Here is a 21,308-nt window from a genome sequence, read left to right on the forward strand (position 1 = left end):
GGACTGGTGTGTCAGGTCGTTGCCCTGGGCACGCTGCTCCAGGCGGTACGCCGGGTGGATGAAGGTGTAGTCGCGCTGCACCTGGCGGGCGGTTCGCACTTGTTCGCTGTAGCGCAGGCGGCGCAGGCAAGGCCCGGCCTGATTGCCGCCGCTGGTGGCGTGGTAAAGCACCTGGTTGGGGTCGATGTCGTCCGGCTCGAAGAAACCTTCGTCATCATCGTCGGCCTGAATGGCGCCTCGGCTGATCTGCCCCAGCGCCAGCAACCGGTCGGTGATGATCAGCGTGTGGCCTTTTACCGTGTGTTCGAAGCGGTAGACGAAGCCCTCTTCAGCGGCCAGGCGGGCAATGAAGTCGAGGTCGGTTTCACCGGCTTGCACGCAGAACTCGCGCACCTCGTGTTTGTCGATGCTCTTCAGCGTGTAGCCGGTGATGCCCTGGCGCTCGAGCATGATCTGCAGAATCTGTGGCACGGTTTTCTGCTGGAAGATGCGCCAGTTCGAACGCAGCCCCGCGCGGGCCAGCACGGGCTCGACCAGAGCGCGGTAACGGGTGCGGTGGAACCCCGTTTCGCCCTGGCTGAAGGTGCTGACCAGCCCGTGCACGTAGCGCAACGGGCGCTCACCACGCCAGATCGTGAACAGCACCGGCTTGTCGAGCAGCTGGCCGAAGTCGACATCGTCTTCGAAGCTGATCAGTTCCAGGTGCAACTGGAACGGCGTGCTGATGGCCTCGTCCAGCTCGAACGACACCACCTCGAACTCGCTGCGGCCAACCAGCGGCTGGAAGGTAAAATGCAAATCGGTTTGGCTAGGCATGTGGCGTCCCCGCTACTGCTGCAAGATGGCGTCGAGCGATTGCAGGACTTCGGCGGTGATCAGGTCGAGGCGGTAGCTGTAGTAGCTGTAGGCGCAGACCATGGCGATGGCCGAGAGCACCAGTGGGCTCCACCAGGGCCACTCCCAACGCCGCCCGCGGTAGGGGCGATGGACGACGTTGGTGTAGGGGTCGCATACGTCTTCGGGGATGGGGCCGCGCAGTTCGCGGATGACCTTGTGCATGCGCGAGATCAGGGCCTTGATGATGTCGTCGCACCTGGGGTCGAGGGCGTGCTTGCCGCGCAGGCCCAGGCAAATGCTGAAGTACAGGAACTCCAGTACATCCTGGAATTCCTTGGGCGACTGCATGACGCGCTCGAGCAGCACGAAGATTTTTTCACCGCCCTGGGATTCGTCATGGAAGATGCTGAGCAGCGGTTCGTGGCTCCAGCACGAATTGTTGCCCCACGGGCGGCTCATGACGGCCTCGTCCAGGAACAGGCACAGGGCGTAGGAGTAGGCTTCCTGCTGGGCAACGGGGTAGCCGTGCTGCCGGATTTCTTCGCGGATGTTACTGACCTGGTTTTGCACGGCCTTGTGCACGTAGGCGATGTTGGGCAGGTCATCCAGCGTACGCAGGCGAATGACCAGGCCGAACAGCGGGGTTGCCGCATCGAGCATCAGGTTTTTGAAGCCGCCACGTAGCTGGAACTGCGGGTCGGCGGGGTAACCTTCGTAATCCGGGTGATCGGCTCGCCTTCCCTCGTCGGCCGGGTAAGGCGAACCGCTTTCCTGCGGGCCATCGAGCATCCCGTGCAGGGTGTTTTCGGTTACATCACGGGCATCGGCAGCGCCCCCAGGTTGTACCGGAGGAATATCGAGTGGGCCGGGCATGAAGTGGTCCTTGTCTTCCAGCAGGCTGAAGACAGGCACACTATCGGGGAATCAATTCTTCAAGGAGTCTGGGGCTTCCTAAACGGTTGTAGGATCCTTCTCTGCGTCTAGTTTCTAAACATTTCCGAAGAGCCTGGCCAGGCAAGCCAGCTTCTTCTTGTACGAACGCCGCGCCTCCAGCGCCTGGTCCAAGGTCACCGCCAAGAACCGTGCCTGCTGGTTGGGCTGCATCTGGCCGATCAGGTCCAGGTCGGCGCTGATCACTGTTCCGATCATGGCGTAGCCGCCACCCGACACGGCATCGCGGTGCAGGATGATCGGTTCCAACCCTGCCGGCACCTGGATCGAGCCGATCGGGTAGCAGCTGTCGACGATGTTCGACGGATCCGACCCCGCACCGAACGGTTGTTCCCGTGGCTGAAAGCTCAAGGCACTGCCGCCTTTGTAGCGATAGCCGATACGGTCCGCTTCGGAGCCGACGGTCCAGGCTTCAGTGAAGAAGCTCTGCGCTGCTGCTTCGGTAAGGCGGTGAAAGTACAGCCCCGGCACCACACGCAACACCACTTCGCCGCCCAAGGCCTGGCGCAGGGCCATGGGCAGGCTTGCACCCGCGCGGGTCTTGCCGCTGGGCATGCCGACCGGCAGCAGGTCGCCCGCCATCAGTTTGCGCCCCTGGAAGCCGCCCAACGCTCCCAACGCGTAGGTGGAACGGCTACCCAGTACCTCGGGCACATCGATGCCACCGGCCACCGCCAGGTAAGCCCGCGCGCCTGCGGTGGGAAAGCCGAAACGCAACACTTGCCCGGCACGTACGGCAAACGCCGTGTCCGGGCGCTGCTCGCGGCCATCAAGCAACGCTGGCATCTGCGCACCGCATACGGCCACCAGTGCGTCCTGCTGGAACGCCAGTTCCGGCCCCACCAGCGCGCACTCCAGGCCTGCGGCGCCGGCCGGGTTGCCCACCAGGTGGTTGGCCGCACTCAGGGCGTACTGGTCGAGGGCGCCTGACGGCGGGATACCCAAGTGGTAGTAGCCTTCGCGCCCCAAGTCCTGCACAGACGTCGCCAAGCCCGGTTTGAGGACCTTGATCATGCCAATACCTCCTGCAGCGATTTGGGGTAGCCGACCGGGTCGGCGAGGAAGGCGTCCAGGGAAAACGCCACAGGGCGAATGCGCAGGTCGAAGCGGCCTTCTTCAACATCCGCCACGGCCTGGTCATAGGCACGGCGGTCGATGGGTTTGAATTGCACGATGTCACCCGGACGGAAGAACACCATGTGCGCTTTCAGGTAGTTCAAGGTCTGCTGCGGGTCGTAGATCGGTGCCGGGGTAACGCCGAACATCTGGTAGCCCCCTGCTCCGCGCACCGAGTAGATGCAGCCGAAACAGCCGCCATGGCCCAGGGTGAGCTTGGGTGTGTCGGTACGCGGGCGCAGGTACTTGGGCACCTGCAACTGCCGGTCGCGCTCGACCATCTGGAACATGAAAGGCAAGCCGGCAACGAAGCCGACCATCGACACGAACCACGGCGCGCCGCTGTGCGCGGCGATGAATGCCTCGACATCGGCCAGGCCGTTGATACGTGCCGCGTACTCCAGGTCGGTGCTGGCCGGGTCTTGATGACGGTCACGAAAGCGCATCAGGGTTTCGTGGGTCCAGGGGTCGTTGTACAGCACCGGGATCTCGATGATTCGCGTCTGCAACGAACGCTCGGCCACGGCCTGCGCTTCGGCACCGCGCACGGCTTCAAGCAGTGCATCGGGGGCGATACGGTCCGGGTCGAAGCGGATCTGGAACGAGGCGTTGGCCAGGCACACGTCCAGCACGCCCTCCAGGGCCAGGCGCTCTACGGCGCGGGTGACGGCCATGCCCTTGAAGAAGGCTTCCAGCGACATGCTGTCGCTGACTTCGGCAAACAGGTGCTCGTCGGCGCCGAAACTGTAGCGGATCGGGGTTGTAGCAAGCGATTCGGCCATGACTGTTCCTTTTTTGGAATCTTTATAGAAAGGCAGGCGAAAACAACCTATACGGGCTCCGGCTTGTGCCTGCCGGATGCCTCATGGGCTCAACGTGGCGCACGCACCACGATACCGGCTGCGTCCAGCGCCTTGCGCGTGGCTTCTACCAGGTCGAGCGCGCCGGGGGTATCGCTGTGCAGGCAGATGGAGTCGAACGCGATGGCCAGGTCCTGGCCTTCTACCGTACGTACCACGCCTTGCTGGCAAGCACGCAGTACCCGCTCTGCAACCGCCGTGGGGTCGTAGCCACGCACATTGCGGGTAAAGACGATAGAGCCGCTCAGGTCGTACTCGCGGTCGGCGTAGAACTCGCGGACCACCGGTTGGCCAAGGTCCTGGGCAATACGGCAGATCACCGAGTCCGGCATGCAGTACAGCAACAGCTCCGGCTCGATCACCCGCAGGTTTTCCACCAACAGGCGGGCGGCTTCTTCGTCACGCGCCAGGTGCATGTACAGCGCACCGTGCGGCTTGATGTGCTGCAGGCGCACACCTTGTGCACGGGCAATTTCTCGCAGTGCACCCAGTTGGTAAAGCATGTCGTCGACCAGCTCCTGGGCCGGGGCATTGATATGCCGGCGGCCAAAGCCCACCAGGTCTCGGAAACCCGGGTGGGCGCCCACTGCAACGCCCAACGCCTTGGCCCGCTCTACGGTGCGGCGCATGGTGCCAGGGTCGCCGGCATGGAAACCCGTGGCGACGTTCGCCGTGCTGATATGGCCCATCAGCTCGTTGTCGACGCCATCGCCAATGGTCCACGGGCCAAACCCCTCACCCATGTCCGAGTTGAAATCCACCACCTGCATGACTGTTTCTCCTGGCGCTTGTGACTGCATGCAAGCCACGTTAGATTCTCCACACCCCCTTGGGAAGATCTATAAACAGATAGGGTGTCTTCTGAAAATCAGATACCACAGGAGCCAACCGTGTCACTGACCCTGCGCCAGGTCCGCTATTTTGTCGCAACCGCCGAAATCGGCCAGATTTCCCAGGCAGCGATCCACCTGAATATCTCCCAGTCGGCGGTAACCACGGCCATCAAGGAACTGGAAGCCATGCTTGGCGTGCTGCTGTTCCAGCGCTCGGCTCAGGGCATGAACCTGACCGAGGCTGGCCGGCACTTTCTGAACCGCGCCTATGTGATTCTGCGCAGTGTCGATGACGCGTTGAACAGCCCGCTGCCGAACGTGCGTGCAAGCGGCCTGCTGCGCCTGGCGGCAAGCTACACCGTGATTGGCTACTTCCTGCCTCACCACCTGCAGCGCCTTGAACACTGGCACCCGGACGTTACCCTGGAGCTGTACGAGCAAGAGCGCAGTGCCATCGAGCAAGGCTTGCTGGAGGGGCGTTTCGACATGGCGGTAGTGCTCACCGCCAACCTCACCCACCCCGATATCGTCTCCGAGACGCTGTTCAACTCCGAGCGCCGGCTATGGCTGCCCGGCCACCATCCGCTGTGCGAGCGCTCGTCGGTAAGCCTGGCCGACGTGGCCTGTGAGCCGTTCATTCTGCTGACCGTGGACGAAGCCGAGCAAAGCGCCATGCGCTACTGGGAACACGCCGGGCAGCGCCCAAGCGTGCGTGTGCGGACCAGTTCGGTGGAAGCTGTGCGCAGCATGGTTGCCAATGGCAGTGGCGTGGCGATCCTGTCAGACCTGGTACACCGGCCCTGGTCGCTGGAGGGCAAACGCATCGAGACAGTGACCATCAGCGACCCGGTTACACCGATGAGCGTGGGGTTGGCCTGGCACCGGGAGCGGGCGTTCAGCCCGGCGATGCAGGCCGTGCGTAACTACTTTCATGATGCATTTCTGGCGCCGCAGCAGTTGTCGGCGCGGCGTTGATCGTCAGCTGCAGCGGCACCTGAAACAGCTCCCAGCCGAACGATCAGGCAACGATGCCGTCATAACCTGAGCCGGTGCCGACACGCAAAGAGGACGCGAAATGACCCAGCCCGACCCGTCATACGTCAAATGGCTCGAAGACCGCGCCATGCTCAAGGCCTCCCAAGCGCGCGCCAGCCTGTATTCAGGCCAGTCCCGGTTATGGCAGCAGCCGTACGCCGAAGCCCAGCCCCGCCGCGCCACCGAAATCGCCTCGGTGTGGCTGACGGTATACCCCGACGCCATCATCGCCCCGCCAGGCTGCTCGGTGCTCGGCGCCCTGGCCCACGAAGCGTTGTGGAAGCGCTTGTCGGATATCGGCATCCAGGGCCTGCACACCGGTCCGATCAAGTTGTCCGGCGGTATTCGCGGTCGCGAACTCACCCCCAGCGTGGACGGCAACTTCGACCGCATCAGCTTCGACATCGACCCTCTGTACGGCAGTGAGCAGGAACTGATCCAGATGAGCCGCATGGCCGCGGCGCACAACGCAGTGACCATCGACGACCTGATCCCCTCACACACCGGCAAGGGTGCTGACTTCCGCTTGGCAGAACTGGCACATGGGCCGTACCCGGGGCTGTACCACATGGTCGAAATACGCGAGGAAGACTGGCCGCTGTTGCCGCAAGTGCCCGCCGGCCGTGACGCGGTCAACCTGCTGCCGGCCCAGTGCGATGAGCTCAAGGCCCGCCATTACATCGTCGGCCAGCTGCAACGTGTCATCTTCTTCGAGCCAGGTGTGAAGGAAACCGACTGGAGCGCTACACCACCGGTTACCGGCGTGGACGGCAAGACGCGGCGCTGGGTATACCTGCACTATTTCAAGGAAGGCCAGCCGTCTCTGAACTGGCTGGACCCGACCTTCGCCGCCCAGCAAATGATCATTGGCGATGCCCTGCACGCCCTGGACTGCCTGGGCGCCCGTGGCCTGCGCCTGGACGCCAACGGCTTTCTCGGCGTGGAAACACGGGCCAGCGACACCGCCTGGTCGGAAAGCCACCCCCTGTCGATTGTCGGCAATCAGCTGATCGGCGGTATGATCCGCAAAGCCGGCGGTTTCAGCTTCCAGGAGCTTAACCTCACCCTGGACGACATCGCACAGATGTCCAAGGGCGGCGCCGACCTGTCCTACGATTTCATTACCCGGCCGGCCTACCAGCATGCACTGCTGACCGGCGACACTGCATTCCTGCGCCTGATGCTCAAGGAAATGCACGCCTTCGGCATCGACCCGGCTTCGCTGATCCATGCCCTGCAAAACCATGACGAGCTGACCGTGGAACTGGTGCATTTCTGGACCCTGCACGCCCATGACATGTACCTGTACAAGGGCCAGACGCTGCCCGGCAGCATCCTGCGCGAACACATCCGTGAAGAGATTTACGAACGACTATCGGGCGAGCACGCGCCGTACAACCTGCGCTTCGTCACCAACGGCATCGCCTGCACCACGGCCAGCCTGATCGCCGCAGCACTGGGCCTGCGCGACCTGGAGCAGATCGGCACGGCAGAAATCGAACAGATCCAGAAGGTGCACCTGCTACTGGTCATGTACAACGCCATGCAGCCGGGGGTGGTCGCGTTGTCTGGCTGGGACCTGGTCGGTGCCCTGCCCTTGCCTGCCGACGCGGTGGCCGAGCGCATGCTCGATGGCGACACCCGCTGGATTCACCGGGGCGGTTACGACCTGGCCGGGCTGGACACGCAGGCCGAGCAATCGGTGCGCGGCATGCCCCGTGCACGCGCCCTGTACGGAAGCCTGGACAGCCAGCTGGAAAACAGCGACTCGTTTGCCTGCAAGGTGAAGAAACTGCTGGCCGTACGCCAGGCCTATGGCATCGCCAACAGCCGCCAGGTGCTGGTGCCTGAAGTCAGCAGCCCGGGGTTGCTGGTGATGGTGCACGAACTGCCGGCCGGGCGGGGTATCCAGATCAGCGCGTTGAACTTCTGCCAGGACGTGATTACGGAAGAACTGCAACTGACCGGGTTCACGCCGGGGCCGGTGGTGGACATGATCAACGAGACGGTTGAAGGCGACCTGACCGAGGATGGGCGCCTGATGGTGAACCTGGACCCGTACGAGGCACTGTGCCTGCGGATCGTCAACAGCAGCGGGCATTTGTAAACCCGCGCAGAGGCCGACCTTGATTTTGCAGCACCAGAGGCATAGCGTTCGGGTGATTTCTTTTTGTGCCCAGGAGCAACTCCATGTACACCGGCATCGTCCAGGCCGTCCGCCCTCTGCTTGATGTGACCACCTACCCGGGCCACAACCAGTTCACCATCGACCTCACCCCGGAACTGCTCGACGAACTGAAGATCGGCGCCAGCGTCAGTGTCGAGGGCACTTGCCTGTCGGTCACCGAAATTCACGGTACGCAGGTCAGGTTCGACGCCATGAACGCCACCCTGGAACGTACCAACCTACGCAATTTCAAGGCCGGCCAAGGCGTCAACATCGAACGCTCGGCAAAAATGAACGCCGAAGTCGGCGGCCACCTGATGGCCGGCCACATCGCCACCACTGCGGAAATCGTCGAGCTGTCCATCAAGGAAACCGGTGCATTCATCACGTTTCGCATGCCGCCGGAATGGGGCAAGTATGTGTTCCCGCGTGGCTTCATCGGGGTCAACGGCTGCAGCCTGACCGTTGCCGATGTCGACGACAATGTCATCACCATCAACCTGATCCCGGAAACCCTGCGCCAGACCACCTTCGCCCGCTACAAGGCCGGCGAGCTGCTCAATATCGAGGTCGATCACCAGACCATGGTGCTGGTCGACGTGGTGGAGCGCACCATCAAAGGCACCCTGGCCCGCGAAAAACTGCTGCCCTGAGGTCTGCGCATGCTGCCCAATACCCTTCCCGCGCGCACGGCCAGGCGGCTGCGGCTGCAAACCCTGCGTGGTCGTGTCGGCCTCGGCCTGGTCGCCGCCCTGTCGGTGCTGGCTGGCATGACCGATGCCATTGGCCTGCTGGCGCTGGGTGACTTCGTGTCGTTCATGAGCGGCAACACCACGCGCCTGGCGGTGGCCATCAGTGAAGCCGACCTGGCCCTGGTGCTGCGCCTGAGTGGCGCGGTATTGGGCTTTGTCGCCGGCAACGCGCTGGGCGTACTGCTGGCGCGCGGCTTTCACCGCCGGGCCTGGCCCGTGTTGCTGGTGGTCGCCGCACTGCTGGCGTTCGCGGCCGTGTGGCCGTTGGCAGCCACCTTCCCGGCATTACTGGCCGCCACACTGGCGATGGGCATGATCAATGCCGTGGTCGAACAGGTGAACGGCCTGCCCATCGGCCTGACCTACGTTACTGGCGCCCTGTCCCGTTTCGGCCGTGGCCTGGGGCGCTGGCTGCTGGGCGAGCGGCGTAACGGCTGGCGGGTGCAACTGGTGCCTTGGGCCGGCATGCTGTCGGGGGCCGCGCTCGGCGCTTGGTTGCAACAACACCTGGGCCTGCAGGCACTGGCCGGCAGCTGCGCGCTGGCGTGTGTGCTGGCCCTGGTATCGCGGTTCATCCCGCGCGCCTGGCAGCGCGGCTACATGCCACGCTGATCAGTCGATGCGCGGGTGCTGCTGAGCCAGCACCTTGCGTTTCGCTTCCAGCTCGGCGATCTGCGCGTCGATGTCTTCGATTTTCTGCTCGATGTTGTCGTGGTGCTCCTGCAGCAATTCACGCGCTTCCTCGATGTCCGATGCCGCCGGTGCCGCACCGCGCAGCGGCTTGTTGGCGGTTTCCTTCATGGTCAGGCCAGTGACAAGGCCCACGGCGGCAATCGCCATCAGGTAATAAGCCGGCATGTACAGGTTGCCGGTGCTCTCTACCAGCCAGGCAGTGAGCGTCGGGGTAAGGCCGGCGATCAGTACCGATATGTTGAAGGCACTGGCCAGAGCGCTGTAGCGGATGTGCGTGGGGAACATCGCCGGCAGCGTCGAGGCCATTACGCCGATGAAGAAGTTGAGCATGACGGCGATGATCAGCAACCCGGCGAAAATCACCGCCAGCTCACCGCTGTTGATCAGCATGAACGCCGGAATGGCCAAAGCGAACAGGCCGACGCTGCCGACGATGATGAATGGCCGGCGGCCAAACTTGTCGCTGAGCAGGCCGATCATCGGTTGCACGAACAGCATGCCGACCATGATCGCGATGATGATCAGCACGCCGTGGTCTTCGCTGTAATGCAGGTTGTGCGACAGGTAGCTGGGCATGTAGGTGAGCAGCATGTAGTAGGTGACGTTGGTGGCAATCACCACACCAATGCACGTCACCAGGCTGCGCCAATGCTGGGTGGCCACTTCCTTGAACGACACCTTGGGCCCGGAGGCCAGCCCTTCGCGGTCGCCCTGCTCCAGCTTGTCGACATGCTGCTGGAACGCGGGTGTTTCTTCCAGCGCATGGCGCAGGTACAGGCCGATGATTCCCAACGGCAGGGCCAGGAAGAACGGCAGGCGCCAGCCCCACTCCAGAAACTTTTCCTCGCCGAGAACGGTAGAAATCAGCACCACCACGCCTGCACCTAGCACAAAACCGGCAATGGAGCCGAAGTCCAGCCAGCTACCGAGAAAGCCCCGCTTGCGGTCGGGAGCGTATTCGGCGACGAAAATCGACGCCCCCGTGTACTCGCCGCCCACCGAGAACCCTTGGGCCATCTTGGCCAGCAGCAACAGAATCGGCGCCCAGATGCCGATGCTGGCATAGGACGGTATCAGGCCGATAGCGAAGGTGCTGAGCGACATGATCACGATGGTCGCGGCGAGGATTTTCTGCCGGCCGAAGCGGTCGCCCAAGGCGCCGAAAAAAAGCCCGCCCAGTGGCCGGATCAGGAACGGCACCGAGAAGGTGGCCAGCGCCGCGATCATCTGCACGCCGGGGTCGGCGTTGGGGAAAAACACCTTGCCCAATGCGTAGGCGACGAAGCCATAAACGCCGAAGTCGAACCACTCCATGGCATTGCCCAGTGCCGCCGCAGTGATCGCCTTTTTCATCTTGGCGTCGTCGACGATGGTGATGTCCTTGAGGCCGATTGGCTGGACGCTTTTCTTGCGAGGTTTCATGCCCGTATCCCTGTCGATGAATGCTCTAAGGGTTCAGATACAACGGGACACTAAATAATTCAGCGCTTACCGATTTTTTGTGAATCGGCTTGCTGGCCTCTTCGCGGCTGAAGCCGCTCCCACAGGGGTATTACACAGCTTCAGGGCACAGGTGAACAGAGGCGCCGCAAAGCGGCGCCCTATCAATCAGATACCTTCGCGGGCCAGGTCCATGGCGAAGTAGGTCAGGATCAGGTCGGCACCGGCACGCTTGATGGCGCCAATGCTTTCACGCACCACCCGGCCTTCATCGATGGCACCGGCCAGGCCGCCGAACTTGATCATCGCGTACTCGCCGCTCACCTGATACGCCGCCAGCGGCAGGCGCGACGCGGCGCGGATGTCGGCGATCACGTCCAGGTAGGCGCCAGCCGGCTTGACCATCAGCACGTCTGCCCCTTCCTGCTCATCCAGCAGCGACTCGCGCACCGCTTCGCGGCGGTTCATCGGGTTCATCTGGTAGCTCTTGCGGTCGCCCTTCAGCGCGGTACCACCGGCTTCACGGAACGGGCCATACAGCGACGAGGCGAACTTGGTCGAATAGGCCATGATCGCCGTGTCATGGAAACCGGCGCCATCCAGCGCGCTGCGGATAGCCTGTACCTGGCCGTCCATTGCCGCCGACGGGGCGATGAAGTCGGCACCGGCAGCGGCAGCGATGACCGCCTGCTTGCCCAGATTGGCCAGGGTGGCGTCGTTGTCCACACCGTGGTCGTGCAGCACGCCGCAGTGGCCGTGACTGGTGTATTCGCAGAAGCAGGTGTCGGACATCACCACCATTTCCGGCACGGTGTCTTTGCAGATGCGCGACATGCGCGCAACCAGGCCGTTTTCGTTCCAGGTGTCGCTGCCAACAGCGTCCAGGTTGTGCGATACGCCAAAGGTCATCACCGACTTGATGCCGGCACGGGCGTAGCGCTCGATTTCCTGGGCCAGCAGCTTTTCGGGGATGCGATTGACACCGGGCATGCTGGTGATCGGCACGAAGTCATCGATGCCCTCTTCGACGAAGATCGGCAGGATCAGGTCTTCCAGGCGGAATTCGGTTTCCTGGAAGATCGTGCGCAGGGACTCGTTCTGGCGCAGGCGGCGGGGACGAACGGACGGGAATTGGTTGGACATGACAGCTCCAGGGCATTTTGAACGGCGTATACCTTATGCCTGTGGCGCGCCAGTGAAAAGGACAAATGACGAGATATTGTCTTGCGTCAAAAGCAATGGCTGTTTTGCGCCCTGGTTATCCTGTACCGGCCTCTTCGCGGGCACGCCCGCGAAGAGGCCGGTACAGGCAACCTATTACTGAAGCCAGGGCGGCGTCGGCTCTTCTGCCTTGGCCGGCCCATGCTCGGCCTCAGCGCGCGCGGCACGGCGGCGGGCGTCATCCATGCGGGCTGAATCGATCTCGCGCATGACCCCCGTCACGTCAGCTTCATGTTCGTCATCCTCGAACACCCCAGACAAAGGGCTGTCGGGAAGCAAGTCACCGGCCTCGTACAGCGCCCACATTTCCTGCGCATACCGGGTGCTTTTCAGCTCCGGCGCAAAACGCCCGAAATAGTGGGCCATGTTGTCAACATCGCGCTGCAGCATGTTGAAGGCATGGTTGTTGGCCGCCGCATCCACCGCCTGCGGCAAGTCGATAATCACCGGCCCGTCCGGGCCCAGCAACACGTTGAACTCCGACAGGTCGCCATGCACCAGCCCGGCACACAGCATCAACACGATCTGACGAATGACAAAGGCATGGAACGTGCGGGCATCCTCGGCTTCAAGGTGCACGTCGTTCAACCTTGGTGCGGCGTCGCCATCGGCATCGGTTACCAACTCCATCAACAGCACGCCGTCCTGGAAGTCGTAGGGCTTGGGCACCCTCACGCCCGCGCTGGCAAGGCGGAACAACGCCGCCACTTCGGCGTTCTGCCAAGCGTCTTCGGCTTCCTTGCGGCCGTACTTGCTGCCCTTGGCCATGGCCCGGGCCTGACGGCTGTTGCGCACTTTGCGGCCTTCCTGGTACTCGGCGGCCTGGCGGAAGCTGCGCTTGTTGGCTTCTTTATAGACTTTGGCGCAACGTACCTGGCTGCCACAGCGCACCACGTACACGGCGGCCTCCTTGCCACTCATCAACGGCCGCAGTACTTCGTCGACCAGGCCGTCTTCGATCAGGGGTTCGATTCTTTTGGGTGTCTTCATCAGGCTGTGTTCGGGGTCCTGGCTGCAATGGCGGACATCCTCTCACAGCCTGATGCGACTTGCTCGTCTGTCTTCAGACCAGACGTGTCAGGCGCCCTGCCCTACGCTGTTCACCGGCACTGCGCGTGCCCGGCGCCGCGTGACCAGCAGGCCGGAACACACCACAAGCACCGCCAGCACCATGGTCGACACCACTTCAAGGCGGTGATCCGGCCGGAACAGCATCAGCACCAGTACGCCGCTGATGAACAGGATCACGCCCCAGGTCAGCCACGGGAACAGCCACATGCGGTAACCCAACGTCTTGCCCTGTGCAGTCAAGCGTTGGCGCAGGCGCAGCTGGGAAACGGCGATCACCAGGTACACCAGCAGGGCAATGGCGCCAGAGCTTGCCATGAGGAAGCCGAACACCTTGGCCGGCACCAGGTAATTGGCAATCACCGCCAGGAACGCAGCGCCGGTAGACAGCAGCACCGCTACCACCGGTGTGCCGCTGCGGCTGGTCACCTGGGCGCAAGCCGGTGCATCACCGCGACGGCTCAGCGAATAGACCATGCGTGAGGCGGTGTACAACGACGAGTTAAGGCAGCTGGTCACCGATGTCAGTACCACGAAGTCGATGATGGCCTTGGCATTTGGCACACCCAGGGTATCCAGCACCGTAACGTATGAGCCTTCGGTGGCCAGGCGCGGGTCGGTCCACGGTACCAGTGCAATCACGATGAAGATCGACAGGATGTAGAACAGCGTGATCCGCCAGATCACCGAATTGGTGGCCTTGGAAATGTGCTTGCCCGCCTCGTCAGACTCGGCTGCCGCAATCGTCACCACCTCGGCGCCGAGGAACGAGAACATGGTGATCAGCATGGCGCTGAGCACTGCGCCGAAGCCATTTGGCATGAAGCCGCCGGTGTCCCACAGGCGCGAGACGCCGCTGACGCCGGAACCCGGCAACAAACCGAAAATGGCGCATACGCCAAGCGCAATGAAGCTGACGATAGCCACCACCTTGACCAGTGCAAGCCAGAACTCGAATTCGCCGTAGTTCTTCACGCTGAACAGGTTGGTAGCGGTCAGCAGCAACGTGATGACCAGCGACAATACCCAGATCTCCATTTGCGGGACCCAGGAATTGATGATGGTGGCGGCGATGTTGGCTTCGATCGGGATGATCAGCACCCAGAACCACCAATACAGCCAACCGATGGTGTAGCCGGCCCATTTGCCGATGGCGAGGTCGGCATAGGTGGAAAACGACCCGGTATCCGGCGAGGCAACCGCCATTTCGGCCAGCATGCGCATCACCAGCACGACCAGGCCACCGGCCAGAATATAGGCCAGGATGGTGGCCGGCCCGGCTTCAGCAATGGCACGGCCAGAGCCGACAAACAGGCCTGCGCCGATCACGCCGGCAATGGACAGCATGGTGACATGCCGTGATTTCAATCCATGACTCAAATTGTTCTTGTGGGTTTGCATGGCGCTACCTTGTTGTTTTTGTCATGCCCGCGAAGGGGCCGTCGGCTGGCACGATCACCGACGCAGGCGCGAAAAAGCCCGCCCTGCCCCAAATGGTGAGTAGGGCAGTTCGGGTTGAGTAAGAGGAGACCGCAAAACGTATTACGGGTGTGTCAGCTGGCAGCCCGCTGGCTGGCTGCACGATCAGCCTTGGGGAAGTGCCCCCCTTGCAGGCTGACCTGCTCGCACACCTTTTCGACAATGTAGGCGCCGATCGGAATGGCCGAGGTGGCGGCCGGCGACGGCGCATTGCACACGTTGACGCTGCGCGCGGTGTTGACGAACAGGAAGTCGTCGATCAGCTTGCCGTCGCGCGACACCGCCTGGGCGCGTACGCCGGCCGGGTACGGCGTGAGGTCGGCTTTGGTGATGCTCGGGCAGTACTTCTGCACCTGCTTGAGGTAGCCGCCCTTGAACAGCGAGTTTTTCATCTCGATCAGGCCCGGGCGGAAGTTCTTCGCCAGTACCTTGAGAATGCCGGGGGTCGTCAGGGTCTGGAACAGGTCACCAGGGCTGACGTCCGTCTTGCGGTAGCCCTCGCGCTTCATCGCCAGTACGGCGTTGGGGCCGACGGTGACGGTGCCATCGATCATGCGGGTCAGGTGCACGCCCAGGAACGGCATCGAAGGATCAGGAATCGGGTAGATCAGGTGGTTGACGATCTGGTTATGCTGCTTGGGCAGCAAGTAGTACTCGCCACGGAACGGGCAAATCACAAACTCGGTGCGCAGGCCCAGCATGCTCACCACGCGGTCGGCCATCAGGCCCGAGCACGTTACCAGGAAACGGCTGCGGAACTCGTCGCGCTGCGTGCGTACGATCACTTCGCTGGCCTGCTCCTGCAAGCCGACCACCTCGGCGCCATAGCGGATTTCACCACCGGCACGCTGAAACTCAGCCCCCATGGCAGCTGTCACTTGCGCGTAATTGACGATGCCACTGGACGGCACGAAGATGCCACCCATGCCGACGATATTGGGCTCGCGCTCGCGCAGTTCGTCCGCCGACAGCCAATAGCGCTCCAGGCCATTGGCCGCAGTGCGCTCCCACAGCGCCTTCATGCGCTGCATTTCCAGGTCGTTGGTGGCCACCAGCAATTTGCCACACTCATCGAAGCGGATGCCGTGCTGGGTGCAGAAGGCCTTGGTGGCCTTGTTGCCTTCCAGGCAGAAACGCGCCTTGAGGCTGCCGGGGGTGTAATACACGCCGGCATGAATCACACCGCTGTTGTGGCCGGTCTGATGGCGGGCCGGGCCGGACTCCTTCTCCAGCAGGAGAATCTTCGCGTCCGGGTAGACCTTGATCAGGTGCATGGCCGTGGACATACCCACAATGCCACCGCCAATAATGATGAAATCGTACACAGCCTTACCTCACACGCAGGCATTGCCTGGCTGGCTCACCAAGGCCCGCGCGGGCCTTGGTGGCATCGTTTTTTTGCAAAAGCGCATGGGCGGGCGCCCGCCCGGCACCCTTGATTATTGCCCGCGCTGGTACAGCGGTTTTGGGAAGGCGACGTAACCACGCTGACGCATCAGTTCACGGCGCAGGCCCTCGTGCGGGGTGAAGCGATCGCGGCCATGCAGCCAGAACAGGTTGTTGATCAGCAGGAAGCTCCCTACACCTACCGGTACCGACACCTTCTTCTCGCTGCCTTCCAGCGAGTCGGACAAGGCGTTCAGCCAGATACCTTCCTCGTAGTTTTCCGGCTGCACGAACTGATCAATGTAGCGCATGGTCGGGCGGCCTTCGCCATCGGTGTCGAACACCGAGTGGAACACATCCTCGGCAACCTTTTTGCTGGGTGGCGCGGTCCAGCGCATTTCGCGGCGTGCCATGGGGTGGCGGAAGAATTCCTCGCACTGCTCCCAGTCGTCCAGGTGCAGCAGCAGCGAGTTGCCACCTTCCATGTTCTTTTCGTCGATCTTCAGCATCAGCACGTAGTCGGTGATCTGGTTCACGAAGGTGCCGTCGTTGTGCAGCTCCATGACCCGGTGCGGCTGGCGCAGGTAGCTGTCGGAGTTGTCGCTGTTGACCACCACGAAGCGCGCATAGAACTGCCCACTCATGGCGTCGTAGTTGGAACGGCCGATCAGGTGTGCACAGGCGGTGGTGAACTTGACCATGTCCTCGGCCTGGCTCACGTCATCCAGGCCGATCGGGGTGATCAGCATGCCGCCGGTCGTGCGGTCGAGGATGGTGTTGAGCAGCACCGGACGCAAAGTGCCCTGACACAGCTCATCAAGAATTTCACCTACCCGGAAGCGCAGGAACGACTTGTACTCCAGCGCCTGCACTGGCCATTGGGCGACGGCCTGGACGAACGCTTCGACGGTTTCGCGGGCAAAGGTCAGTTCCAGCAGGCGCGGCGACTGTTTCGAGGGGGCGATGGTGTAACCACGCGGTTCGAGCGGCAGCGGCATCACAAGTTCGTCGATCTGCGTAAAGGCGTTCATGGCAGTGTCCTGGCAAAAAGGTGGTTGGCGCTATCCAGTGATGACCTGGATCAGTGCGGGCGAGCTAAAAATATCGCCACTCAATCAAAATGTCTACATTTTTATTTTTCATAGCTATTAGTCGTTATTGTCCATTGTTTTTCGTCCGCAGACGGTTTCGGTATGATCGCCAAAACGTTTTGAGGAACAGGATCTTGGAAGCGCTCGCCCCCCGACAAAACTCAGCATTCAGCGGGTATGAGAGGCTCAAGAAGGACATCATCCGTGGTGTATTCAAGCCCGGTGAAAAACTGTTGATGAGCGCCCTGAAGGAACGCTACGACCTGGGCGTGGGCCCGCTGCGCGAAGCGCTTTCGCAACTGGTGGCCGAACACCTGGTCAACGCCATCAGCCAGAAAGGCTACCGGGTGGCGCCCATGTCGCTGGACGAGATGAACGACATCTACGATGCCCGCGCCAACCTGGAGGCGATGATCATTGCCTTGGCCATCGAGCGCGGTGATGACGCCTGGGAGGCGTCAGTGCTGGCCCATTCGCATACACTGGCCAAGGTCGTGGAAGTAAAAACCCGCGAACAGCGCCTGGATGTGTGGGACGAACGGCACAAGGCGTTTCACACCGCCATTGCCTCGGGCTGCGGTTCCAAGCACCTGCTGCAGGCGCGCACCTACCTGTTCGACCAGGCCGAGCGTTATCGCCACCTGTGGCTGACGCAGACGGTGTTTTCCGAACAGGCGCTGGAGCTCAAGCGCCAGGAGCATGCAGCACTGGTGGAGGTGATTCTCGCCCGCGACGCCAAGCGCGCCAGCGCCATGATGCGCTCGCACCTGATGACTCCGGTGCCGATCATTGCGCAGATCATGCATGCCGAGGGTATCGGCGCACGCTAGATGAATTTTTCTTAAATCGCCGGTTGTCTATTCTTTGGCACAATCAAATCTCTACTAGATGCCCAGGAACCAGCATGCCTCGCGTACTGACCATCGAAGACGACGCCGTCACCGGCCAGGAAATCGTCGCCGAACTTACCAGCCACGGCCTGGACGTGGATTGGGCCGACAATGGCCGTGAAGGCCTGGCCAAAGCCATCGCCGGCGGCTACGACCTGATCACCCTCGACCGCATGCTGCCCGAGGTCGACGGCCTGACCATCGTTACCACCCTGCGCAGCCTCAAGATCGCCACGCCGATCCTGATGATCAGCGCCCTCTCCGACGTCGATGAGCGGGTGCGCGGCCTGCGTGCCGGCGGTGACGACTACCTGACCAAGCCGTTTGCCTCCGACGAGATGGCAGCGCGGGTCGAGGTATTGCTGCGCCGCAACAGCGTGCCCATGACCCAGACCCGCCTGCAGGTCGCCGACCTGCAGCTGGACCTGATCAGCCACGAGGCGCGCCGCGGAGACAACACCCTTAACCTGCTGCCCACCGAGTACAAGCTGCTGGAGTACCTGATGCGCCACAGCGGCCAGGTGATCACGCGGATGATGATTTTCGAGGAAGTCTGGGGCTACCACTTCGACCCAGGCACCAACCTGATCGACGTGCACATCGGCCGCCTGCGCAAGAAAATCGACTCCCCCGGCCAGTCGCCGCTGATCCGTACGGTGCGGGGCTCCGGCTATGCCATTGCTGAACCCGTCTAAAGGCTGGAGTTCTTCGACCAGCCGCCTGCTGGCGCTGTACAGCTTTTTGTTCGTGGCCTGGAGCAGCATCCTCATGGGGGTGCTGTATTTCGAGGTATCCAGCTACCTGAACAAACTTACCCGCCACTCCATGCTGCAACGCCAACACCTGTTCGCGCACATGAGCGGCAAGCAGCTGGATGACGCCCTGATCGCCAGCCAGGCCTTCGAAGAGCGCAGCTTCGACGCCTACGGCCTGTTTGACGCCCAGCTCAACCCGATGGGCGGCAGTGTGCGTACCCTGCCCCCCGAGCTCAGGCTGGACGGCAAGATCCATGAGTTGAAACGCTGCCTGGATGCCGACGACCCACACCTGCCCCGCGACAGCTGCGATGCAGTGGCGATCAAAGTGCAAGATGGCCGCTGGCTGGTACTGTTCCGCGATAACGGCTCACTCTTCGTGGTGACCCGGATCATTCTCGATGCCCTGCTCTGGGGTATCTCCTTGACGCTGATTCCAGGCTTTGCAGGCTGGTATTTGTTGCGCCGTCGGCCGCTAAAGCGTATCCGCGCGATCCAGGCCCAGGCCGAGCTTATCGTCGCGGGTGACCTGACTCACCGCCTGCCCTTGTCGGCCAGGCGCGACGAACTGGACATGCTGGCCGCCATCGTCAACGCCATGCTCGACCGTATCGAGCGGTTGATGCATGAGGTGAAGGGTGTGTGCGACAACATTGCCCATGACCTGCGCACCCCTCTGACTCGCCTGCGCGCCCAGCTGTACCGCATTCGCCAGCAGAGCGATGTGGACTCTGCGCAAGCCGAGGCGCTGGACCAGGCCATTGGCGAAACCGACACCCTGATGGCACGTTTTCGCGGGTTGTTACGCATCAGCGAACTGGAAGACCGCCAGCGCCGGGCCGGGTTCGTTCAGCTGGACCCGCATGACTTGCTGGTCGAACTGCACGACTTTTACCTGCCGTTGGCCGAAGATGGTGGTATCCATCTGGAATTGCACCAGCCCGCGCAGCTGCCGGCTCTGCACGGTGACCGCGAACTGCTGTTCGAGGCACTGGCCAACCTGGTGGGCAATGCTATCAAGTTCACGCCCGAAAGTGGGCAAGTGCGGATTTGCGCGACACAGGACGATAACGGCGTGCACCTGGCCATCGAGGACAGCGGGCCGGGTATTCCCGAGCAAGAGCGTACTGCGGTGTTGAAGCGGTTCTATCGCAGCGATGAAGGCCATCGCCATGCCGGGTTCGGACTGGGGTTGTCGATCGTTGCGGCGATCCTCGACCTGCATGGGTTCGGGCTGGAGATTGGGGAAAGTGAGCTGGGTGGGGCGAAATTGGTATTGCACTGCCCGCTTGCGGGGCTTGGCAAGTGAAAGCCGGGGCCGCTTTGCGGCCCCAGTACGCCGATCAGTCAGCCAGACGCCAGGTAGTGGTGCCCTTGCTGTCCTCCAGCACCACACCCATCGCGGTAAGCTGGTCGCGAATACGGTCCGATTCGGCCCAGTTCTTGTCCGTACGCGCTTGTAGCCGCGCCTGAATCAGGCTTTCAACCTCGGCCGCATCGACCTTGCCTTCGGCCCCCGCTCGCAGGAAGTCATCGGCTTCCAGCTGCAGCACACCCAGCACATCACCCAGCTCGCGCAGGCGACCCGCCAGGCCGGCAGCGGCCTGCGGGTCGCTGTCGCGCAGGCGGTTGATCTCACGCACCAGGTCGAACAGCACGGCGCACGCTTCAGGGGTACCGAAGTCGTCGTTCATCGCCACGCTGAAGCGCTCGACGAACGCTTCGCCACCCTTGGCTGCCACGCGTGGCAAGCCGCGAAGGGCGTGATAGAAGCGCTCCAACGCGCCCTTGGCGTCACGCAGGCTGTCTTCGGAGTAGTTGATCGCGCTGCGGTAGTGGCTGGCCACCAGCAGGTAACGCACCACTTCCGGGTGGTACTTTTCCAGCACGTCACGGATGGTGAAGAAGTTGTTCAACGACTTGGACATCTTCTCGCCATTGATACGGATCATGCCGCAGTGCATCCAGGCGTTGGCGTACTGCTTGCCAGTGGCCGCTTCGCTCTGGGCAATCTCGTTCTCGTGGTGCGGGAACTCCAGGTCGCTGCCACCGCCGTGAATGTCGAAGCTCTCGCCCAGGCAGCACGTGGACATCACCGAGCACTCGATGTGCCAGCCCGGACGGCCCGGGCCCCATGGCGACTCCCAGCTCGGCTCGCCCGGCTTCACGCCCTTCCACAGCACGAAGTCCAGCGGGTCTTGCTTGGCTTCGTCGACCTCGATGCGCGCGCCGATGCGCAGGTCTTCGATTTTCTTGCGCGACAGCTTGCCGTAACCGACGAACTTGCCGACGCGGTAGTACACGTCGCCATTGCCCGGGGCGTAGGCGTAACCCTTGTCGATCAGGGTCTGGATCATCGCGTGCATGCCGGCGATGTGGTCGGTGGCACGCGGTTCCTGGTCTGGCGGCAGGATGTTCAGGCGACGCTCGTCTTCGTGCATCGCATCGATCATGCGGGCGGTCAAGGCGTCGAAGGTTTCGCCGTTCTCGTTGGCCCGGTTGATGATCTTGTCATCGATGTCGGTGATGTTGCGCACGTAGGTCAGGTCGTAACCGCTCTTGCGCAGCCAGCGGGTGACCAGGTCGAAGGCCACCATGCTGCGGCCATGGCCCAGGTGGCAGTAGTCGTACACGGTCATGCCGCACACGTACATGCGCACCTTGTTGCCATCCAGCGGCTTGAAGGTTTCCTTCGCTTTGCTCAGGGTGTTGTAGATGGTAAGCACGGCGTTTC

At 62.4% G+C, this 21,308-nt stretch carries 19 protein-coding genes; 7 read left to right on the plus strand and 12 right to left on the minus strand.

Translation table 11 applies throughout. The features are described from left to right. From B9A31_RS26005 to B9A31_RS26025, 5 genes are all read right to left on the minus strand, one after another. A partial coding sequence (locus B9A31_RS26005) for a type VI secretion system Vgr family protein (RefSeq protein ID WP_143512102.1) occupies positions 1-816 on the minus strand: 816 nt, incomplete at its 3' end. A gap of 12 nt (positions 817-828) precedes the next feature. After that, complete coding sequence (gene icmH / locus B9A31_RS26010; protein ID WP_027614764.1) at positions 829-1,710, minus strand: type IVB secretion system protein IcmH/DotU; 882 nt, start codon at positions 1,708-1,710, stop codon at positions 829-831. A gap of 114 nt (positions 1,711-1,824) precedes the next feature. Further along, complete coding sequence (locus B9A31_RS26015) at positions 1,825-2,802, minus strand: 5-oxoprolinase subunit C family protein (protein WP_019097135.1); 978 nt, start codon at positions 2,800-2,802, stop codon at positions 1,825-1,827. Continuing rightward, on the minus strand, positions 2,799-3,686 hold the full coding sequence (locus B9A31_RS26020) for a 5-oxoprolinase subunit B family protein (protein ID WP_019097134.1): 888 nt from the start codon (positions 3,684-3,686) through the stop codon (positions 2,799-2,801). Before B9A31_RS26020 ends, B9A31_RS26015 begins: the two co-directional genes overlap by 4 nt. An 89-nt stretch (positions 3,687-3,775) precedes the next feature. Continuing rightward, complete coding sequence (locus B9A31_RS26025) at positions 3,776-4,534, minus strand: 5-oxoprolinase subunit PxpA (RefSeq protein ID WP_025754845.1); 759 nt, start codon at positions 4,532-4,534, stop codon at positions 3,776-3,778. 120 nt (positions 4,535-4,654) lie between these two features. On the opposite strand from B9A31_RS26025, the gene B9A31_RS26030 reads away from it, so the two are divergent. The 4 genes from B9A31_RS26030 (at position 4,655) to B9A31_RS26045 (ending at position 9,163) form a co-directional block, all read left to right on the plus strand. Further along, on the plus strand, positions 4,655-5,572 hold the full coding sequence (locus B9A31_RS26030) for a LysR family transcriptional regulator (protein WP_016714094.1): 918 nt from the start codon (positions 4,655-4,657) through the stop codon (positions 5,570-5,572). A 100-nt stretch (positions 5,573-5,672) separates the two neighbouring features. Further along, on the plus strand, positions 5,673-7,739 hold the full coding sequence (gene treS / locus B9A31_RS26035; RefSeq protein ID WP_084297529.1) for a maltose alpha-D-glucosyltransferase: 2,067 nt from the start codon (positions 5,673-5,675) through the stop codon (positions 7,737-7,739). Positions 7,740-7,822: 83 nt separating this feature from the next. Next, positions 7,823-8,452, plus strand: a complete 630-nt coding sequence (locus B9A31_RS26040) for a riboflavin synthase (protein ID WP_019097130.1) — start codon at positions 7,823-7,825, stop codon at positions 8,450-8,452. Positions 8,453-8,461: 9 nt separating this feature from the next. Then, entirely contained in the window at positions 8,462-9,163 is a 702-nt protein-coding gene (locus B9A31_RS26045) for a YoaK family protein (RefSeq protein WP_016714097.1), read from the plus strand. Here the strand turns inward: B9A31_RS26045 and proP are convergent, their stop codons facing one another. The 6 genes from proP to glaH form a co-directional block, all read right to left on the minus strand. Next, positions 9,164-10,666, minus strand: coding sequence for a glycine betaine/L-proline transporter ProP (gene proP, locus B9A31_RS26050; protein WP_019097039.1), 1,503 nt, complete (start codon positions 10,664-10,666; stop codon positions 9,164-9,166). A gap of 186 nt (positions 10,667-10,852) precedes the next feature. Then, positions 10,853-11,827, minus strand: a complete 975-nt coding sequence (gene hemB, locus B9A31_RS26055; RefSeq protein ID WP_013972900.1) for a porphobilinogen synthase — start codon at positions 11,825-11,827, stop codon at positions 10,853-10,855. Between the two features lie 174 nt (positions 11,828-12,001). Further along, complete coding sequence (locus B9A31_RS26060) at positions 12,002-12,895, minus strand: PA4780 family RIO1-like protein kinase (RefSeq protein ID WP_025754847.1); 894 nt, start codon at positions 12,893-12,895, stop codon at positions 12,002-12,004. A gap of 87 nt (positions 12,896-12,982) precedes the next feature. After that, the gene (gene gabP / locus B9A31_RS26065) at positions 12,983-14,374 is read right to left on the minus strand and encodes a GABA permease (protein ID WP_019097041.1); all 1,392 of its coding nucleotides are present in this window, start codon (positions 14,372-14,374) and stop codon (positions 12,983-12,985) included. Positions 14,375-14,526: 152 nt separating this feature from the next. After that, a complete protein-coding gene (lhgO, locus tag B9A31_RS26070) occupies positions 14,527-15,777 on the minus strand; it encodes an L-2-hydroxyglutarate oxidase (protein ID WP_016714101.1) in 1,251 nt (416 codons plus the stop codon). A 114-nt stretch (positions 15,778-15,891) separates the two neighbouring features. Next, complete coding sequence (glaH, locus tag B9A31_RS26075; protein ID WP_016714102.1) at positions 15,892-16,869, minus strand: glutarate dioxygenase GlaH; 978 nt, start codon at positions 16,867-16,869, stop codon at positions 15,892-15,894. Positions 16,870-17,063: 194 nt separating this feature from the next. Between glaH and csiR the strand changes: the two genes are divergently transcribed. The 3 genes from csiR (at position 17,064) to B9A31_RS26090 (ending at position 19,883) form a co-directional block, all read left to right on the plus strand. Continuing rightward, positions 17,064-17,759: a DNA-binding transcriptional regulator CsiR gene (gene csiR, locus B9A31_RS26080; RefSeq protein WP_012272506.1), complete on the plus strand. Its 696-nt coding sequence runs from the start codon at positions 17,064-17,066 to the stop codon at positions 17,757-17,759. Positions 17,760-17,833: 74 nt separating this feature from the next. Then, entirely contained in the window at positions 17,834-18,514 is a 681-nt protein-coding gene (locus tag B9A31_RS26085; protein ID WP_016714103.1) for a response regulator transcription factor, read from the plus strand. Continuing rightward, positions 18,492-19,883 (plus strand): sensor histidine kinase, encoded by a 1,392-nt coding sequence (locus B9A31_RS26090; RefSeq protein WP_019097042.1) that lies wholly within the window; start codon positions 18,492-18,494, stop codon positions 19,881-19,883. The genes B9A31_RS26085 and B9A31_RS26090 overlap by 23 nt, the downstream gene beginning before the upstream one ends. 34 nt (positions 19,884-19,917) lie before the next feature. Here the strand turns inward: B9A31_RS26090 and cysS are convergent, their stop codons facing one another. Then, the gene (gene cysS, locus B9A31_RS26095) at positions 19,918-21,300 is read right to left on the minus strand and encodes a cysteine--tRNA ligase (protein WP_027609890.1); all 1,383 of its coding nucleotides are present in this window, start codon (positions 21,298-21,300) and stop codon (positions 19,918-19,920) included. Positions 21,301-21,308 lie beyond the last annotated feature (8 nt).

Source organism: Pseudomonas sp. URIL14HWK12:I5, from assembly GCF_900176445.1.
Classification (GTDB): Bacteria; Pseudomonadota; Gammaproteobacteria; order Pseudomonadales; family Pseudomonadaceae; genus Aquipseudomonas; species Aquipseudomonas monteilii.